Source organism: Burkholderia diffusa (assembly GCF_001718315.1).
Lineage (GTDB): Bacteria > Pseudomonadota > Gammaproteobacteria > Burkholderiales > Burkholderiaceae > Burkholderia > Burkholderia diffusa_B.
Genome location: NZ_CP013362.1, coordinates 2,097,605 through 2,113,874 on the forward strand (window position 1 = coordinate 2,097,605; position 16,270 = coordinate 2,113,874).

The following is a 16,270-nucleotide window of genomic DNA, read 5'->3' on the forward strand; positions in this document are numbered from 1 at the left end:
GAGCCTGCATGACGACACCTTTTGCAACTGTTCGCGACCTGCTGCGCTATGCGGTCACGCGCTTCTCGAAGGCGAAGCTCGCGTTCGGGCACGGCTCGGACAACGCGTACGACGAAGCCGCCTACCTCGTGCTGCACACGCTCGACCTGCCGCTCGACACGCTCGAGCCGTTCCTCGACGCTCGCCTGCTGCCCGACGAGATCGCGGCCGTGCTCGCGGTGATCGAACGACGCGCGACCGATCGCGTGCCGGCCGCATATCTCACACATGAAGCGTGGATGCACGGCCATCGCTTCTACGTCGACGAGCGCGTGATCGTGCCGCGCTCGTTCATCGGCGAACTGCTCGACGACGGGCTGCAGCCGTATGTCGCCGATCCCGAGCAGGTCGGCGCGGTGCTCGAACTGTGCACCGGATCCGGCTGCCTCGCGATTCTCGCGGCCAGCGCGTTCCCGAATGCCGAAATCGACGCGGTCGACCTGTCCGAGAAGGCACTCGAAGTTGCCGGCATCAACGTGCATGACTACGGCCTCGACGATCGCATCGCACTGCATCACGGCGACCTCTACGCACCGCTGCCCGCGTTCCGCGCCGAGCCCGACACGCGCTACGACGTGATCCTGACGAACCCGCCGTACGTGAACGCAACGTCGATGGCGGCCCTCCCGCCCGAATACCGGCACGAGCCGGAGATGGCGCTCGCGGGCGGCGACGACGGGATGGACATCGTCCGACGCATCATCGCCGAAGCGCACAAGTGGCTGCACGACGACGGCGTGCTTGTCGTCGAGATCGGCAACGAGCGCGAGCACGTCGAAGCTGCGTTCGGCGGCCTCGAGCTCACATGGCTGCCCACCAGCGCGGGCGACGACGCCGTGTTCCTGATCCAGGCGTCGGACCTGCCGCGCAAGGCCTGACGGCACGCCCTGACCGAACCGTGCGGTACGGCACACCGCTGTCCCGCACGGTTGGGTAAGATGCGCGTAAGCGGCCGTTGCGCCGTACGACTTCAGGAGTCCGTCACGCGCCCATGACCCTCGACTGGCTACATCTCGGCACCCTGATCCTGGCCATCCACGTGCTCGGGATCATCGCGGCGTGTCACGCGATCATGAACACGCGCACGTCGCAAGGCGCGATCGCGTGGGCCGTGTCGCTCGCCGCGATGCCGTACCTGACGCTCGTTCCCTATCTGTTCCTCGGCCGCAGCAAGTTCTCCGGCTACGTCGACGCGCGGCGCCACGAGATGGAAGCGCTGCGCACGCACACGCCGCGCGCGCCGTGGCCCGATGCGGACGCAACCGACGGGCCGGCTGCCGACGCGATCGGCCGGGCCGCCGTGCTCGCGCTCACTCGGCTGGGTGGAATGCCGTTCGTCGGTGGCAATGCGGTGCGCACGCTCGTGAACGGCGATGCGACCTTCTCGGCAATCCTGTCGGCGATCGACGCCGCGCGCGATTACGTGGTCGTGCAGTTCTTCATCGTGCGCGACGACGCGCTGGGCCAGATGCTGCGCGACGCGCTGCTCGCCCGCGCGGCGGCCGGCGTGCGCTGCTACCTCCTGTACGACAGCATCGGCAGCTTCGACCTGCCGCGCAGCTACGTCGACACGCTGCGTCGCGGCGGCGTCGAGGTCCATCCGTTCGCGACCCACCGCAAGTTCGTCAACCGCTTCCAGCTCAACTTCCGCAACCATCGCAAGATCGTCGTCGTCGACGGCAATCGCGCGTTCGTCGGCGGCCTCAACGTCGGCGTCGAATATCTCGGTGCTAACCGGCGCCTGTCGCCGTGGCGCGACACCCATATCGAGATCCGCGGCCCGGTGGTGGCCAGCATTCAGTACGTGTTCGCCGAAGACTGGCACTGGGCCACGCAGACGCTGCCGCCACTCGCGGCGGCTCCGGAAGCGTTGCCCGACGATGCGATGCATTGCCTCGCCGTGCCGATGGGGCCTGCCGACAAACAGGAAACCGGCTCGCTGTTCTTCGTCGAGGCGATCAACGCGGCGCGCGAACGAGTCTGGATCACGACGCCGTATCTCGTGCCCGACGAAGCGGTGATCGCCGCGCTGAAGCTCGCGGTGATGCGTGGCGTCGACGTGCGCATCCTGATCCCGAGCCGGCGCGACCACTACGTCGTATTCGAGGCGTCGAAGCTTTATGCGCGCGATCTAGTCGACGCGGGCGTCAAGGTGTTCCGCTACCGGCCCGGCTTCCTGCATCAGAAGGTCGTGCTGATCGACCGCGTCGCCGCCGCGATCGGCAGCGCGAATCTCGACAACCGCTCGTTCCGGCTCAACTTCGAAATCATGGTGCTGACCGTCGATCGCACGTTTGCCGACGAGGTCGAGGCCATGCTCGACGCCGATTTCGCGCAGGCCTATGAAGTCGATGCGAACGAGTATCGGCACTCGCCCGCGTGGCGGCGCATTGCGATGCACGTCGCGCGCCTGTTCGCGCCGATCCTGTAGCAGCCGCGCGAGCGCCGGACGTGCGCCGCCCGGATGACGGCACACGCATCCACGGCGTTCGGCTCGGCGCCGCGACCGCTGCCCGCGCGGCCCGGACAGCCCGTCCGCCGCTTCAAGGCACTACAACAGCTTGTCGATATCCGCGGCGATTTCCTCAGGCTTCGTCGACGGCGCGTAGCGCTTGACGATCCGCCCGTCACGGTCGATCAGGAATTTCGTGAAATTCCACTTGATCGCCTTGAGGCCGAGAATGCCGGGCGCCTCGTCGGTCAGATAGCGGTACAACGGATGCGCGTGTTCGCCCTTCACATCGATCTTCGCGAACATCGGGAACGTGACGCCGTAGTTGCGCTCGCAGAACGTGCCGATCTGCGTGGCGTCGCCCGGCTCCTGCTTGCCGAACTGGTTGCACGGAAAGCCGAGCACGAAGAAACCGCGCGCCGCGTACTGGTCGTACAGCTTCTGCAGGCCCGCATACTGCGGCGTGAAACCGCACTCGCTCGCGGTATTGACGATCAGCAGCACCTTGCCGCGGTACGCATCGAGCGACGCCGGCTGACCGGCGAGCGTCTCGGCGCTGAACGAATACAGGGTGGACATCGGGCACTCCTTTTACGAAACCGGATCGACGTGGAGTCTAGGCCAAATCGCGCCGTTGCGGCACCTGCCGAACGGCCGATATCCGGGGCGACGCGCGCGCAGTCTAGAATAGCGGTTTTGGTCAGTCATTCCTGCCGTGATCCGTTTCAATCAGTTCAGCCTTGCGCGCGGCACCAAGCCGCTGTTCGAGTCAGCCTCGTTCGTGCTCAATCCCGGCGAGAAGGCCGGCCTGATCGGCGCGAACGGCGCCGGCAAATCGACGCTGTTCTCGGTCCTGCGCGGCGAGCTGCATTCCGACGCCGGCGATTTCGCAATGCCGCCGTCGTGGCGGATCGCCCACGTGTCGCAGGAAACGCCTGCCGTCGACCGTTCGGCGCTCGACTACACGCTCGACGGCGACACCGCGCTGCGCGAGATCGAAGCGCGCATCGCGGCCGCCTCGGCCGCGCATGACGGCGCCGCCGAGGCCGACGCGCATGCGGCCTTCGCCGACGCCGATGGCTATACCGCACCCGCGCGCGCCGAAGCGCTGCTGCTCGGCCTCGGCTTCACGCTCGCGCAGACGCGCGAATCGGTCGCCAGCTTCTCCGGCGGCTGGCGCATGCGGCTGAACCTCGCGCAGGCGCTGATGTGCCGCTCCGACCTGCTGCTGCTCGACGAACCGACCAACCACCTCGACCTCGACGCGATCGTCTGGCTCGAGGACTGGCTGCACCGCTACGCCGGCACGCTCGTCGTGATCTCGCACGACCGCGAATTCCTCGACTCGATCTGCAACGTCACGCTGCATCTGGAAAATCGCCAGGTGAAGCGCTACGGCGGCAATTACTCGCAGTTCGAAGTGCTGCGGGCGCAACAACTGGCGCTGCAGCAAAGCGCATACGAAAAGCAGCAGAAGACGATCGAGCACCTGCAGAGCTTCGTCGACCGCTTCAAGGCCAAGGCGACCAAGGCCAAGCAGGCGCAAAGCCGGATGAAGGCGCTCGAGAAGATGGAGCTGATCGCGCCCGCGCACATCGCATCGCCGTTCACCTTCGAGTTCCGCACGCCTGACGCCGCGCCGAATCCGATGATGGTGATGGAGGATGTCCGCTGCGGGTACCACGCCGACGACGGCGGCGAGATTCCCATCGTCGAACGCGTGACGCTGTCGATCCAGAACGGCCAGCGCATCGGCCTGCTGGGCGCGAACGGCCAGGGCAAGTCGACGCTGATCAAGACGCTGGCCGGCACGCTCGCGCCGCTGTCGGGCCAGGTGCGCGATGGCAAGGGGCTGACGATCGGCTATTTCGCGCAGCACCAGCTCGAAACGCTGCGCGAGGACGATTCGCCGCTCGCGCATCTTGCACGGCTCGCTCCCGATACGCGAGAGCAGGAACTGCGCGATTTCCTCGGCGGCTTCAATTTCTCGGGCGACATGGCGACGAGCCCGGTCGGCCCGTTCTCGGGCGGCGAAAAAGCGCGGCTCGCACTCGCGCTGATCATCTGGCAGAAGCCGAACCTGCTGCTGCTCGACGAGCCGACCAACCACCTCGACCTCGAAACGCGTCACGCGCTGACGATGGCGCTCGCGCAGTTCGAAGGCACGCTGATCCTCGTCTCGCACGATCGCCACCTGCTGCGCGCGACCACCGACCAGTTCATGCTCGTCGCGAAGCATTGTCTGCAGCCGTTCGACGGCGATCTCGACGACTACCGCGATTGGCTGCTGCAGCATGCGGCAGAGCAGCGCGCGGCCGCGAAGGCCGACAGCGCGGCGGCAGCGGGCGCCGATCCGGGGGTCAATCGCAAGGATCAGAAACGTCAGGCGGCCGAGGAGCGCCAGCGGTTGTCGCAGTTGAAGAAACCGCTGCAGAACCGCATCACGAAACTCGAAAGGGAAATGGAAACGCTGCACGCGGAGAAGGCGCGCCTCGACGCGTTCGTCGCCGATCCAGCGAGCTACGAGGCCGCGCGCAAGACGGAACTGACCGACGCGATCCGCAAGCTCGGCGAGGTCAATACCCGGCTCGAAACGGTCGAAGCGGACTGGCTCGCGGTGCAGGAAGAGCTCGAGCAGATCGGCTGAAGGCGGCCCGGGCGCCGTCGGCCGATCGCTTCAACAGCCACGCGCGGCGTCCCCGAGTTGCATGAATGCCCGACGCACCCGCCCCGCTGCGCCCGGCCCGGAAACGACAAGGCCGGGCACACAGGCCCGGCCTCTTCGTCATTGTCGTATTCGCGGTTCTTGCATCGGCTGTCCGTCGGCGCCGCCGCCCGCTCAACGCCGTGGCAACGTATCGCGCGGCATCTGCTCGTCGTCGCCCATCAAGTGGCGCCGCCCTTCGGTCGGCCGGCGGATCGCCGCGACGACCTCCGCCTCCGTCACGTCCTCCGACACGACCCGGCGGGCCAAGCGCCCTTCGTCGTCGATCCACTCGACGATCCGACATCCACCGCCCCACGGCTGAACGATCGGCTCCGACACGCGGCAGCCGCGCAAGTTGTAGCTGCGTGCGCCCGGCGTTTCCCCATACTGTTTGAACATAGGTTCCCTTCGCATTGCGCGGTTCGACGATCCGGCAAAGGATAGGGAAATGCGATGTCCGGCGGGTTACATCAGCCTACATATTCTTTACAGCGAATTACGTGACGGATCGCGTCCGGCCGGCATGCATGCGTGCCGGCCACGCACGATCATTCGAGATCGCGTACGCGGTCGATCGCCTGCTCGATCCGCTCGACGGCCATCACGTTCAGCCCTTCGATCGGCTGTTTCGGTGCGTTCGCCTTCGGGATCAGCGCCGCGGTGAAACCAAGCTTCGCCGCCTCGCGCAGCCGTTCCTGGCCACGCGGGGACGGCCGGATCTCGCCCGCCAGCCCCACTTCGCCGAACACGATCAGGCCCTTCGGCAGCGCCTTGTTGCGCATCGACGAATGAATCGCGAGCAGCACCGCGAGGTCGGCGGCCGGCTCGGTGATCTTCACGCCACCCACCGCGTTGAGGAACACGTCCTGATCGAAACACGCGATGCCCGCGTGCCGATGCAGCACCGCGAGCAGCATCGCGAGCCGGTTCTGTTCGAGGCCAACCGCGAGCCGGCGCGGGTTCGGCACGTGGGCCGTATCGACGAGCGCCTGGATTTCGACGAGCAGCGGGCGCGTGCCTTCCTGCGTGACGAGCACGCAGGAACCCGGCACGACCTGCTCGTGCTGCGACAGGAACAGCGCGGACGGGTTCGCGACACCGCGCAGCCCGCGCTCGGTCATCGCGAACACGCCGAGTTCGTTGACCGCGCCGAAGCGGTTCTTGAACGCGCGCACGAGCCGGAACGACGAATGGGTGTCGCCTTCGAAGTACAGCACCGTGTCGACGATGTGCTCGAGCACGCGCGGGCCGGCGAGGTTGCCCTCCTTCGTCACGTGCCCGACCATGATGATCGCCGTGCCGGACTGCTTCGCGATGCGCGTGAGCTGCGCCGCGCACTCGCGCACCTGGGCGACCGAACCGGGCGCCGACGTCAGTGCTTCGGAATAGACGGTCTGGATCGAGTCGATGACGGCGACGTCCGGCCGTTCAGCGTCGATCGCGGCCTGGATCTTCTCGAGCTGGATCTCCGCGAGCAGCTTCAACTCGGCCGCCGGCGCGCCGCCGTCGAGCAGCGCGAGCCGTTGCGCGCGCAACGCGATCTGCGCGGCCGATTCCTCGCCGCTGATATAGAGTGCGCGACGCTCGCTGGCGATGTCCGCGAGCGACTGCAGCAACAGCGTCGACTTGCCGATGCCCGGATCGCCGCCGATCAGCACGACGCCGCCCGGCACCAGCCCGCCGCCCAGCACACGGTCGAATTCGCCGATGCCGGTGGAGAAGCGCGGCACGTCGGCCGCCTCGATGTCGACGAGCCGCTGCACGGGCGCGCGCTTCGCGAGCGACTGGAAGCGATGGGCGGTAGGCGACTCGGCGACCGATTCGACGAGCGTGTTCCAGGCCTGGCACGACGGGCATTGCCCCTGCCACTTCGGGGTTTGTCCGCCGCACTCGCTGCAGACGTAGACGGTTTTCTGTTTGGCCACGCGTGCTGCCCTTATTCCGCGCGCACCGGTACGCGGCCGGCAACCGCGCACATCAGTTCATAGCCGATCGTCCAGCAATGGCGCGCGACGTCGTCGATCGGCAGCGCGTTGCCCCACAGCTCGACCCGCGCGCCGACGCCGGCCTGCGGGCACGGCGTCAGGTCGACGGTAATCATGTCCATCGACACGCGGCCGACGATCCGCGTGCGGATTCCGTCGACGATCACCGGCGTGCCTTCGGGCGCGACGCGCGGATAGCCGTCCGCATAGCCGCACGCGACGACGCCAATGCGCATCGGCGCTTGCGCGGAGAACGTCGAGCCGTAGCCGATCGCCTGCCCCTTCGCGATCGTCTGCACGGCGATCAGCTCGGACGCGAGCGTCATCGCGGGCTTCAGGCCGGTGTCGGCGATGTCGGCCGACAGCCCCGACGGCGATGCGCCGTACAGCACGATCCCGGGCCGCACCCAGTCGAAATGCGTATCCGGATGCCACAGGACGGCCGCCGAATTCGCGAGACTGCGCGCACCGGCGATGTTTTCCGCACCGCGCTCGAACGTCGCCAGCTGCTCGGCCACGCCGCGCTCGTTGTCGGCATCCGAAAAATGGGTCATCAACGTGATCTGGCCGATGCCGGGGCACGCACGGGCGCGCTCCCACGCGGCGCGGTATTTCTCCGGCACGTAGCCGAGCCGGTTCATCCCGCTGTTCATCTTGAGCTGCACGTTGACGGGCTTGGACAACCGCGCCGTCTCCAGCATCCGCATCTGCTCGTCGTTGTGGACGGTGGTCGTCAGGCTGTAGCGGTCGATCACGTCGATGTCGGTCGAGCGGAAGAACCCTTCGAGCAGCAGGATCGGGCCGGCCCAGCCGAGCTCGCGCAGCTTCACGGCCTCGTCGAGGTCGAGCAGGCCGAAGCCGTCGGTGCCGCGCAGGCCGGGAAACACGCGCGCGAGACCGTGGCCGTATGCGTTGGCCTTGACGACCGCCCAGACCTTGGACGGGCCGGCAAATCGGCGGACGACGGAGAGATTGTTCGCGAGAGCGGCGGTATGGATGGTGGCGGAGATCGGGCGCGGCATGGGAAATTTACGTAAAGACGCTTGCGAATCATCAGCTTACCGCGCCTTTTGAGCACCGAAGCCGACAATTTGCGGAACGATCGGGGAATCTTGCTAGTCCGAATTGCCGTATTTTCGTGTTATAAAGCCGTGCGCACAACCCATTTCGAACGGAATAAGCCGATCGCATACCAGGCGGCCTACGCGGCCCTGCCGCAGCGACGAAAGCATCGCATCAGATGAAAAAAGGTTTTTACACCATCATGGCCGCGCAGTTTTTCTCGTCGCTGGCCGACAATGCGCTTCTCATCGCCGCCATCGCCCTGCTGAAAGACCTCCACGCCCCCAACTGGATGACACCGCTGCTCAAGCTGTTCTTCGTGTTGTCCTACGTGGTGCTGGCGGCGTATGTCGGTGCGTTCGCCGACTCGCGCCCGAAGGGTCGCGTGATGTTCATCACCAACTCGATCAAGGTGATCGGCTGCCTGATCATGCTGTTCGGCGCCCATCCGCTGATCGCGTACGGGATCGTCGGATTCGGCGCCGCGGCCTACTCGCCTGCGAAATACGGCATTCTGACCGAGCTGCTGCCGGCCGACAGGCTCGTCGCCGCGAACGGCTGGATCGAAGGCACGACCGTCAGCTCGATCATCCTCGGCACCGTGCTCGGCGGCGCACTGATCAGCCCGCACATCGCGTCGCACGTGATCTCGCACACCCCGGCCTGGATTGCCACGCCTGCCGAAGCGGCGATGGTGATCATCATGGCGATCTACGTGGTCGCCGCCATCTTCAACCTGCGGATCCCCGATACGGGCGCGCGCTACCCGAAGCAGGAGCGCGGCCCGGTCAAGCTCCTCACCGACTTCGCCGACTGCTTCATGGTGCTCTGGCGCGACAAGCTCGGCCAGATCTCGCTCGCGGTCACGACGCTGTTCTGGGGTGCGGGCGCGACGCTGCAATTCATCGTGCTGAAGTGGGCCGAAGTCTCGCTGAACATGTCGCTGTCCGAAGGCGCGATCCTGCAGGCCGTGGTCGCGGTCGGTGTCGCGGGCGGCGCGATCGCCGCCGCCGCGCGGATCCCACTGAAGAAGTCACTCACCGTGCTGCCCGTCGGCATCGTCATGGGCATCGCGGTCATGCTGATGGCGTTCTACACGCGCGACCTGCTCCCGTCGCACTGGGCCGTGCACTTCGGCCACCTGCGCCTGCCGGCGTACCTGATCGTCGCGTACCTCTTCCTGATCTGCGTCGGCGCGCTGTCCGGCTACTTCGTGGTTCCGATGAACGCACTGCTGCAGCATCGCGGCCACGTGTTGCTGTCGGCCGGCCACTCGATCGCGGTGCAGAATTTCAACGAGAACCTGTCGGTGCTCGTGATGCTGTGCCTGTATGCGGTGCTGGTCTGGCTCGACGTGCCGGTCGGCGTCGTGATCGTGCTGTTCGGCACGTTCGTCTGCCTGACGATGTGGCTGGTGATGCGCCGCCATCAGGCGAACCAGCGTCAGTTCGACTCGGTCGCGCTGATCGGCGAATCGCGGCACTGACGCTACACTTCCCGTTTTCGTCCGTCGGCGTCGGTCTTCGAACCGGCGCCTTGCCATCATGACGCACCCGATACCCAACGTCCTGACGATCGCCGGCTCCGACTCGGGCGGTGGCGCGGGCATCCAGGCCGACCTCAAGACGTTCTCCGCGCTTGGTGCGTACGGCGCGAGCGTGATCACCGCGCTGACCGCGCAGAACACGCGCGGCGTAACCGGCGTGCACGCGCCGGACGCCGCGTTCGTGACCGCGCAGCTCGATGCGGTTTTCGACGACATCCGTATCGACGCGGTCAAGATCGGCATGCTCGCGAACGCGGCGATCGTGCACGCGGTGGCCGACGCGTTGCGGCGCCATGCGCCGCGCTTCGTCGTGCTCGACACGGTGATGATCTCAAAGAGCTCGCACGCGCTGCTCGCGCCCGATGCCGTCGACGCGTTGCGCGACGCGCTGCTGCCTCTTGCGACCGTCGTCACGCCGAACCTGCCCGAAGCGGCCGCCCTGCTCGGCGATACGCCCGCGACGACCGAAGACGAGATGGTTCGGCAAGGTCGGGCGCTGTTGAAGACCGGTGCGCACGCCGTGCTGATGAAGGGCGGCCACCTGCCCGACGCGGCCGCGAGCCCCGACTGGCTCGTCGATGCAGCGCACACGGTGCGGTTCGACGGCGCGCGCGTGCCGGTCAGCAACACGCACGGCACCGGCTGCACGCTGTCGTCGGCGATTGCCGCGCTGCTGCCGCAGCAGCCCGATCTCGCGTGCGCGGTACGCGAAGCGAAGGCCTATCTGAGCGGCGCGATCGCCGCGAGCGGCCAGCTCGACGTCGGCCACGGCGTCGGGCCCGTCCATCACTTCCATCGCTGGTGGTAAGCGCCGGCTGACGCGGCGTCAGTGGTCCTGCGCGGCAAACGCGCGCGCACGCGCCGGCCAGTCGTCCGGGACGATGAAGCCGCGCGCCGTCTCCCGCCATACGCGATCGCCGCCCTGTCGATACACGGCGATCAACGCAGGCGCCTGGCGCGCCGTCAATACGGACGGCAGCTCGAGCGACCGCGCCAGCGGTTCCGGCGCGGCGTCGGCCTCCACCCGCCGTGGCGCGAGCCACGCCAGCCGTGGCAGCACGTTCCACGCCGCGCCGTCGGGCTGCGCGGCCGCCCAGGCCGGCCACTGCGCATGCGTGAGCCAGAACCCTCGAGGATGATCGGCCGCGATTTCCGCGGCCACCGGCGCCAGCGGCACACCGTGCGGATAGAACAGCCAGCCCTTGATGAACATCTGCGCATCGGACGGCGCGCCGTACCCGAGCAACGCGAACCCGTGGCGATCGCTCAGCCGCAATTGATGCTCGAGCAACCGGCTGCGCTTGCGGTCGAGACGGTCGACAAGATTCGGGCCGACGAAATCCGCGAGCGATGCGTCGCCGTCCACCGGCGCGCATAGATAGCACTTCACCGCGAGCTCCCAGTGCAGGCGCTGCCCGCCCGGCGCATCGACGAGGAAATCGACTTCACCGAGCGTCTTGCCGTTGCTGCGCAGCGGCAGGTTGGCGGCGACGAGCCGCAGCGACGGCCCGTGCGTGAGGAAATACTCGAGCAGGCATTCGGCATAGCGGCCGAGTCGCACGGGCCGCAGCCCGTCGAGCGCGCGGTGCAGCGGCTGCGGCGCGGCGTCGAGCGCGACGAGCCACGCTTCGACGGCCACCCGCTCGATCGCGTCGGACCACGGATGCGCGAGCGGCGCGCCGGGGGCCGCGGTGAGCAGGCTCGGGCTCGCGAGGAGCCAGCCCAGATCGCGAACCGCGGCATCGTGCAGCGTATCGACGAACGCGAACGCCGCGCCGCGCGTCATTGTCCGGCCGGCCCGTTCGCGTCGGCACCCTCCGCCCGCTGGAACGTATCGCGCGCCAGGCACAGATCGGCCCACGCCTTCGACTTGTCCTGCAGGCTGCGCAGCAGGTACGCAGGGTGATAGGTGACGATGACCGGCACGCCTTCGTACGTGTGCACGCGGCCGCGCAGCGACGCAATGCTCGCGTCCGTCTTCAGCAGCGTCTGCGCGGCGAAGCGGCCGAGCGCGACGATCAGCCTCGGCTTCACGAGCGCGACCTGGCGCTGGAGGTAAGGCTCGCAGCGCGCGACCTCGTCCGGTTCCGGATTGCGGTTGCCCGGCGGGCGGCACTTGATCACGTTCGCGATGTAGACGTTGTCGCCGCGCTTGAGCGCGAGCGACTGCAGCATGTTGTCGAGCAGCTTGCCGGCCTGGCCGACGAACGGCTCGCCCTGCTTGTCCTCGTTCTCGCCCGGCGCTTCGCCGATCAGCATCCAGTCCGCTTCGCGATCGCCGACACCGAATACGGTATTGGTGCGCTTCTCGCACAGGCGGCAGCTCGTACAGCCGGCGACGCGTGCGGCCAGCGCATCCCAGTCGAGCATCGCCACCGGGGTTGCGGCGGGACGCGATTCGGCCGTCGGCAGCGGATCGCCGGGCGGCGCCGCGTCGAACCAGGCGAAATCGTCTTCGGTGACGGGCGGGATGTCGTCTGCGGCCGTGGCCGGCGCAGGCGTGGTGGACGCGCGGTCGCCATCGCTCGCGACACGCGTGGCCGATGCGACTTCACCCGCCGGTGCCGCATCGTGCTCGGCTGCACCGGCCGACGGCTTGTCGTCATGCAAGAAAGCGCGCGTCGCAGGCGGCTGCGTGTCGCGACGCTGCTCCGCGACCGGCTCGGGCGTTGCCGCGGCGGTTGCGGTCGCAACGACAGGGACGTCGCCCTCCGCGCCGGAGGCCGCCGCCGGGGCCGCGCCCGCTTCGTCACCTTGCGCACGCTGCCCGCGCCGCACCCACATTTGCGCGAGCCCCATTTCCTCGAGCGCTGCTTCAGCCAACGCCATGCGCGTCCCCTTCATCCTTGTTCAGCGTCAGACGCATCACGATCGCGTCCTCCCGGCTGCGATGCCGCGCCGGATAGTAGTTCTTGCGCCGGCCGATCGTCACGAAGCCGAAGCGCTCGTACAGATGGATCGCGCGCGGATTCGACGGCCGCACCTCGAGCAGCACGCCGTCCAGCCGTTCGGCGCGCGAGATCCGCACCGCTTCGCGCAGCAGTGCGAGGCCCGCGCCCGACTGCTGGGCGGCCGGAGCGACGCACAGGTTCAGCAGGTGCATCTCGTCGATCACCGGCATCAGCACGCAATAGCCGACGAGCGCGCCCGTCACGTGCCGCAGGCACACGCCGAAATAGCCGTTGCGCAGCGAATCCTCGAAATTGCCGCGGCTCCACGGGAATTCGTACGCGACCTGCTCGATCGCGACGACTTCGTCGAGATCGGTATCCGTCATCGGCGCCAGATAGCGATCGCTCAACAATACGCCTGTCATCCTTTCGCTCCGCCCGTCTGCGCGGCGCGGGCCGCGATGCGCTCCGCGGTGGTTTGCGCGACCTTGTCGCGCACGTACTCCGGTGCAGCCTGGTCGGCCGGCACCGTACGGCCGGCGCGGAATGCCCGCAGCGCGGCATGCGCGACCGCCAGCGCATGCGGCAGCGCGTCGCCGTCGATCACGGCCGCGGCGGCCGCGGCCGGAAGCTGCGTGCCGAATGCGGCCGCCGCGTTGCCCGCGAGCGTGAACGGCGCGTCGGGCACGCCGACGGCACCCGGCGCATCGAGCGACGCAGGATGCAGTGTGCGCCAGTCGCCCGCGTGGTCGTCCCACGCGAAATCGGCCCAGTACGCTTCGTCCATCCGCGCATCAAGCGCGGCCAGCACGCGCGTCGTGCCAGGTGCGCGCAGCCGCGCATGCTCGGCGCACGCGAGCAGCGTGCTGACCGGCACGACCGGCAGCCCGCGCCCGAACGCGAGACCCTGGGTAATACCGGTCGCGGTGCGCAGCCCGGTGAACGAGCCGGGGCCCGCGCCGAACGCGATCGCGTCGCAGTCGGCGAACGTGAGGCCCGATTCGGCGAAGAGTTCCTGGATGGCCGGCAGCACGCGCGTGCTCGACACGGCGCCCGTCAGCTCGTGGCGGACCCAGGTTTGCGGGGTGGAAACGGCGTCATCGGCCGGAGCCGAGCGCAGCAGCGCGACCGAGCAGTATTCGGTCGACGTATCGATGGCGAGGAGCACTGTTTGCGTCATGGCCGACATTGTAATGCGGCGCCCCGCTCCCACGGGCGATCGGGCTCGATCGCGATGCGCGCGCCGCGCGGCCGGCGGTTTGGAAGGATCGCTCGACCCCGCGCGGCGCGGCGCTTGTTAAGATCGCCCGACCTGAAACCCTTACGGAGACACACGATGAGCGAACTCACCGCCCAATTCGACCAGGCCCAGGTCGACGTCAAGCAACTGACCGAGCGACCGGGCAACCTGACGCTGCTGCGCCTGTACGCGCTCTTCAAGCAGGCGACAGACGGCGACGCGCACGGCGACAAGCCCGGCTTCACCGACATCGTCGGCAAGTACAAGTACGACGCGTGGGAAGCGCTGAAAGGCACGTCGCAGGACGCGGCGAAGCAGCAATACATCGAGCTCGTCGAATCGCTGAAGAACGGCACGGCATCCTGACCTGCGCCGCCCGACGCAATTGGCAATCAAATCAGTGGCGCAGCGCAGCAAAATTCCTTATAATGCCGCCTGCGTCACCTCCGCGCTCGGCTCGCAAGCCGTTCCGGCCCGACGCCTCGTAGCGTTAAGCTCCAATCCGGTTTAGAACCTGTCCCCTCCTGCTTCGACCCTCGCGGTCGTCACTTATCAGGCTGGCGGCCCCGCTCCAGAAGCGCGCCGCACCCAAAACAGCTTCTAATGCCTCATCCGCCGAATGGTCGGCGGATTGCACCCGTTTCCCGATTTGCTCGCTGAATCCGACGACTTGGGTATGCGCGATTGGCGCCGACGTTTCACCCACTGTGTTTCAAGGATTGTTATGACTTCGAGCAACAACACCAGCCCGCTCAACGCGATCGCCGACCAGGCGCTCGGTCTCGACGCCGCCGCACCGGCCGTGGTCGAACCGGCGTCGGACGAGCCGACTTTCGCGTCGCTCGGGCTGTCGCCGGAGATCGTCTCCGCGCTGCAGGCCGCCGGCTACGCCAAGCCGACGCCGGTCCAGCAGCGCGCGATCCCGGCCGGCATCGCCGGTCGGGATCTGCTGGTTTCGAGCCCGACCGGTTCGGGCAAGACGGCCGCATTCATGCTGCCCGCGATCGAACGTTTCGCGCAGCTTCAAAAGGCGCAGGCGCAGCAACCGCGCGCGCCGCGCGAACCGAACCAGGGCGACCGCCGTGCGCGCCGCCCGCAACCCGTCGCCCGCCCGGGTCTGCTCGTGCTGACGCCGACCCGCGAACTCGCGATGCAGGTCACCACGGCCGCGTCGACCTACGGCAAGCACCTGAAGCGCCTGCGCACCGTCAGCATCCTCGGCGGCGTCGCCTACGGCCAGCAATTGATGCTGCTCGCGAAGAACCCCGAGATCCTGGTCGCCACGCCGGGCCGTCTGCTCGACCACCTCGAGCGCGGCCGCATCGACCTGTCCGAGCTGAAGATGCTCGTCCTCGACGAAGCCGACCGCATGCTGGACATGGGTTTCATCGAAGACATCGAGACGATCGTCGCCGCGACGCCCGAGTCGCGCCAGACGATGCTGTTCTCGGCCACGCTCGACGGCAAGATCGGTTCGCTGACCAGCCGCCTGCTGAAGGATCCGGAGCGCATCGAGATCACGGCGAAGATCGAGTCGCGCGCGAACATCGCGCAGACCGTGCACTACGTCGACGACCGCGATCACAAGGATCGCCTGCTCGATCACCTGCTGCGCGACGACGCGCTCGACCAGGCGATCATCTTCACGGCGACCAAGATCGACGCCGACCAGCTCGCCGGGCGTCTTGCCGACGCCGGCTTCCAGTCGGCCGCACTGCACGGCGACCTGCCGCAGGGCGCGCGCAACCGCACCATCCGTGCGCTGCGCGAGCGCCGCGTGCGCGTGCTGGTCGCGACCGACGTCGCGGCCCGCGGCATCGACATCCCGGGCATCACGCACGTGTTCAACTACGACCTGCCGAAGTTCGCGGAAGACTACGTGCACCGTATCGGCCGTACGGGCCGTGCCGGCCGTTCGGGCACCGCGGTGAGCCTCGTGCATCACGCCGAACAGGGCGCGCTCAAGCGCATCGAACGCTTCGTGCGCTCGCCGCTGCCGGTCAACGTGATCGAAGGCTTCGAGCCGCGCAAGGCTCCCCCGCGCAACGATCGCGGCATGGGCGGCCGCGGCCGTCCGGGCGGCGGCAACGGCGGTCGCCGTTTCGGCGGCAAGCCGGGCGGCGGTCATGGCGGCAACGGCCGCAGCTACGGCGGCGGCAACGGCGGCGGCTGGAGCGGCAAGCCGGGCGGCAGCCGTGACGGCGGCCCGCGTCGCGATGGCCAGCGCAGCAGCGGCCCGCGTCGCAGCAATTCGGCGTCGTAAGCACGCCCGGGCGGCCTGTGCCGCCCCGCTCATCCGGCAGACCGGCGCACCCGCGCCGGTTTTTTTTCGTCCCGCACCAAATTTC

The 16,270-nt window shown here is 68.0% G+C and carries 15 protein-coding genes; 7 read left to right on the forward strand and 8 right to left on the reverse strand.

All coding sequences use genetic code 11. From position 1 onward, the window contains the following. The first annotated feature begins 8 nt into the window (after positions 1–8). Both prmB and cls read left to right on the forward strand, forming a co-directional pair. Positions 9–917 carry a 50S ribosomal protein L3 N(5)-glutamine methyltransferase gene (gene prmB, locus WI26_RS09660; RefSeq protein WP_059464246.1) on the forward strand — a complete coding sequence of 303 codons (909 nt, stop codon included), beginning with the start codon at positions 9–11 and terminating at the stop codon, positions 915–917. A 113-nt stretch (positions 918–1,030) separates the two neighbouring features. Beyond that, entirely contained in the window at positions 1,031–2,470 is a 1,440-nt protein-coding gene (gene cls, locus WI26_RS09665; RefSeq protein ID WP_069225835.1) for a cardiolipin synthase, read from the forward strand. Positions 2,471–2,590: 120 nt separating this feature from the next. Here the strand turns inward: cls and WI26_RS09670 are convergent, their stop codons facing one another. Beyond that, positions 2,591–3,070 carry a glutathione peroxidase gene (locus WI26_RS09670; RefSeq protein ID WP_059595124.1) on the reverse strand — a complete coding sequence of 160 codons (480 nt, stop codon included), beginning with the start codon at positions 3,068–3,070 and terminating at the stop codon, positions 2,591–2,593. A 136-nt stretch (positions 3,071–3,206) separates the two neighbouring features. Here WI26_RS09670 and WI26_RS09675 point away from each other — a divergent pair, with 136 nt between their 5' ends. Beyond that, on the forward strand, positions 3,207–5,138 hold the full coding sequence (locus WI26_RS09675) for an ATP-binding cassette domain-containing protein (RefSeq protein WP_069225836.1): 1,932 nt from the start codon (positions 3,207–3,209) through the stop codon (positions 5,136–5,138). A 192-nt stretch (positions 5,139–5,330) separates the two neighbouring features. On the opposite strand, the gene WI26_RS09680 is transcribed toward WI26_RS09675, so the two are convergent. The 3 genes from WI26_RS09680 to alr form a co-directional block, all read right to left on the reverse strand. After that, a complete protein-coding gene (locus WI26_RS09680) occupies positions 5,331–5,597 on the reverse strand; it encodes a DUF2866 domain-containing protein (RefSeq protein ID WP_059464242.1) in 267 nt (88 codons plus the stop codon). Positions 5,598–5,746: 149 nt separating this feature from the next. Continuing rightward, positions 5,747–7,123 (reverse strand): DNA repair protein RadA, encoded by a 1,377-nt coding sequence (gene radA / locus WI26_RS09685; protein WP_059464241.1) that lies wholly within the window; start codon positions 7,121–7,123, stop codon positions 5,747–5,749. Between the two features lie 11 nt (positions 7,124–7,134). Beyond that, positions 7,135–8,205: an alanine racemase gene (gene alr, locus WI26_RS09690; RefSeq protein WP_069225837.1), complete on the reverse strand. Its 1,071-nt coding sequence runs from the start codon at positions 8,203–8,205 to the stop codon at positions 7,135–7,137. A gap of 218 nt (positions 8,206–8,423) precedes the next feature. Here alr and lplT point away from each other — a divergent pair, with 218 nt between their 5' ends. Both lplT and thiD read left to right on the forward strand, forming a co-directional pair. Further along, complete coding sequence (gene lplT / locus WI26_RS09695; RefSeq protein ID WP_059464239.1) at positions 8,424–9,731, forward strand: lysophospholipid transporter LplT; 1,308 nt, start codon at positions 8,424–8,426, stop codon at positions 9,729–9,731. Between the two features lie 58 nt (positions 9,732–9,789). Continuing rightward, positions 9,790–10,599 carry a bifunctional hydroxymethylpyrimidine kinase/phosphomethylpyrimidine kinase gene (gene thiD, locus WI26_RS09700; protein ID WP_059464238.1) on the forward strand — a complete coding sequence of 270 codons (810 nt, stop codon included), beginning with the start codon at positions 9,790–9,792 and terminating at the stop codon, positions 10,597–10,599. A gap of 18 nt (positions 10,600–10,617) precedes the next feature. On the opposite strand, the gene WI26_RS09705 is transcribed toward thiD, so the two are convergent. Genes WI26_RS09705 through tsaB form a run of 4 tightly spaced genes read right to left on the reverse strand, consistent with a single transcriptional unit; the run spans position 10,618 to position 13,871 of the window. Beyond that, complete coding sequence (locus WI26_RS09705) at positions 10,618–11,577, reverse strand: DUF1853 family protein (RefSeq protein ID WP_069225838.1); 960 nt, start codon at positions 11,575–11,577, stop codon at positions 10,618–10,620. Next, positions 11,574–12,620 carry a uracil-DNA glycosylase gene (locus WI26_RS09710; RefSeq protein WP_069226393.1) on the reverse strand — a complete coding sequence of 349 codons (1,047 nt, stop codon included), beginning with the start codon at positions 12,618–12,620 and terminating at the stop codon, positions 11,574–11,576. The genes WI26_RS09705 and WI26_RS09710 overlap by 4 nt, the downstream gene beginning before the upstream one ends. Continuing rightward, entirely contained in the window at positions 12,607–13,107 is a 501-nt protein-coding gene (rimI, locus tag WI26_RS09715) for a ribosomal protein S18-alanine N-acetyltransferase (protein WP_059464236.1), read from the reverse strand. The genes WI26_RS09710 and rimI overlap by 14 nt, the downstream gene beginning before the upstream one ends. Then, on the reverse strand, positions 13,104–13,871 hold the full coding sequence (gene tsaB, locus WI26_RS09720) for a tRNA (adenosine(37)-N6)-threonylcarbamoyltransferase complex dimerization subunit type 1 TsaB (RefSeq protein WP_069225839.1): 768 nt from the start codon (positions 13,869–13,871) through the stop codon (positions 13,104–13,106). Before tsaB ends, rimI begins: the two co-directional genes overlap by 4 nt. A 147-nt stretch (positions 13,872–14,018) precedes the next feature. Between tsaB and WI26_RS09725 the strand changes: the two genes are divergently transcribed. Together WI26_RS09725 and WI26_RS09730 are read left to right on the forward strand one after the other, a co-directional pair. Beyond that, complete coding sequence (locus WI26_RS09725) at positions 14,019–14,288, forward strand: acyl-CoA-binding protein (RefSeq protein WP_059464234.1); 270 nt, start codon at positions 14,019–14,021, stop codon at positions 14,286–14,288. A 358-nt stretch (positions 14,289–14,646) separates the two neighbouring features. Then, complete coding sequence (locus WI26_RS09730; protein ID WP_059464233.1) at positions 14,647–16,185, forward strand: DEAD/DEAH box helicase; 1,539 nt, start codon at positions 14,647–14,649, stop codon at positions 16,183–16,185. Positions 16,186–16,270 lie beyond the last annotated feature (85 nt).

Bases quoted from the DNA above. Each gene is read 5' to 3' on its own strand.
- rimI (WP_059464236.1), bottom strand. From the start codon at position 13,107: ATGACAGGCGTATTGTTGAGCGATCGCTATCTGGCGCCGATGACGGAT.
- WI26_RS09730 (WP_059464233.1), top strand. From the start codon at position 14,647: ATGACTTCGAGCAACAACACCAGCCCGCTCAACGCGATCGCCGACCAG.
- prmB (WP_059464246.1), top strand. From the start codon at position 9: ATGACGACACCTTTTGCAACTGTTCGCGACCTGCTGCGCTATGCGGTC.
- WI26_RS09680 (WP_059464242.1), bottom strand. From the start codon at position 5,597: ATGTTCAAACAGTATGGGGAAACGCCGGGCGCACGCAGCTACAACTTG.
- WI26_RS09725 (WP_059464234.1), top strand. From the start codon at position 14,019: ATGAGCGAACTCACCGCCCAATTCGACCAGGCCCAGGTCGACGTCAAG.
- thiD (WP_059464238.1), top strand. From the start codon at position 9,790: ATGACGCACCCGATACCCAACGTCCTGACGATCGCCGGCTCCGACTCG.
- WI26_RS09710 (WP_069226393.1), bottom strand. From the start codon at position 12,620: ATGGCGTTGGCTGAAGCAGCGCTCGAGGAAATGGGGCTCGCGCAAATG.
- WI26_RS09670 (WP_059595124.1), bottom strand. From the start codon at position 3,070: ATGTCCACCCTGTATTCGTTCAGCGCCGAGACGCTCGCCGGTCAGCCG.
- WI26_RS09705 (WP_069225838.1), bottom strand. From the start codon at position 11,577: ATGACGCGCGGCGCGGCGTTCGCGTTCGTCGATACGCTGCACGATGCC.
- alr (WP_069225837.1), bottom strand. From the start codon at position 8,205: ATGCCGCGCCCGATCTCCGCCACCATCCATACCGCCGCTCTCGCGAAC.
- tsaB (WP_069225839.1), bottom strand. From the start codon at position 13,871: ATGTCGGCCATGACGCAAACAGTGCTCCTCGCCATCGATACGTCGACC.
- lplT (WP_059464239.1), top strand. From the start codon at position 8,424: ATGAAAAAAGGTTTTTACACCATCATGGCCGCGCAGTTTTTCTCGTCG.
- cls (WP_069225835.1), top strand. From the start codon at position 1,031: ATGACCCTCGACTGGCTACATCTCGGCACCCTGATCCTGGCCATCCAC.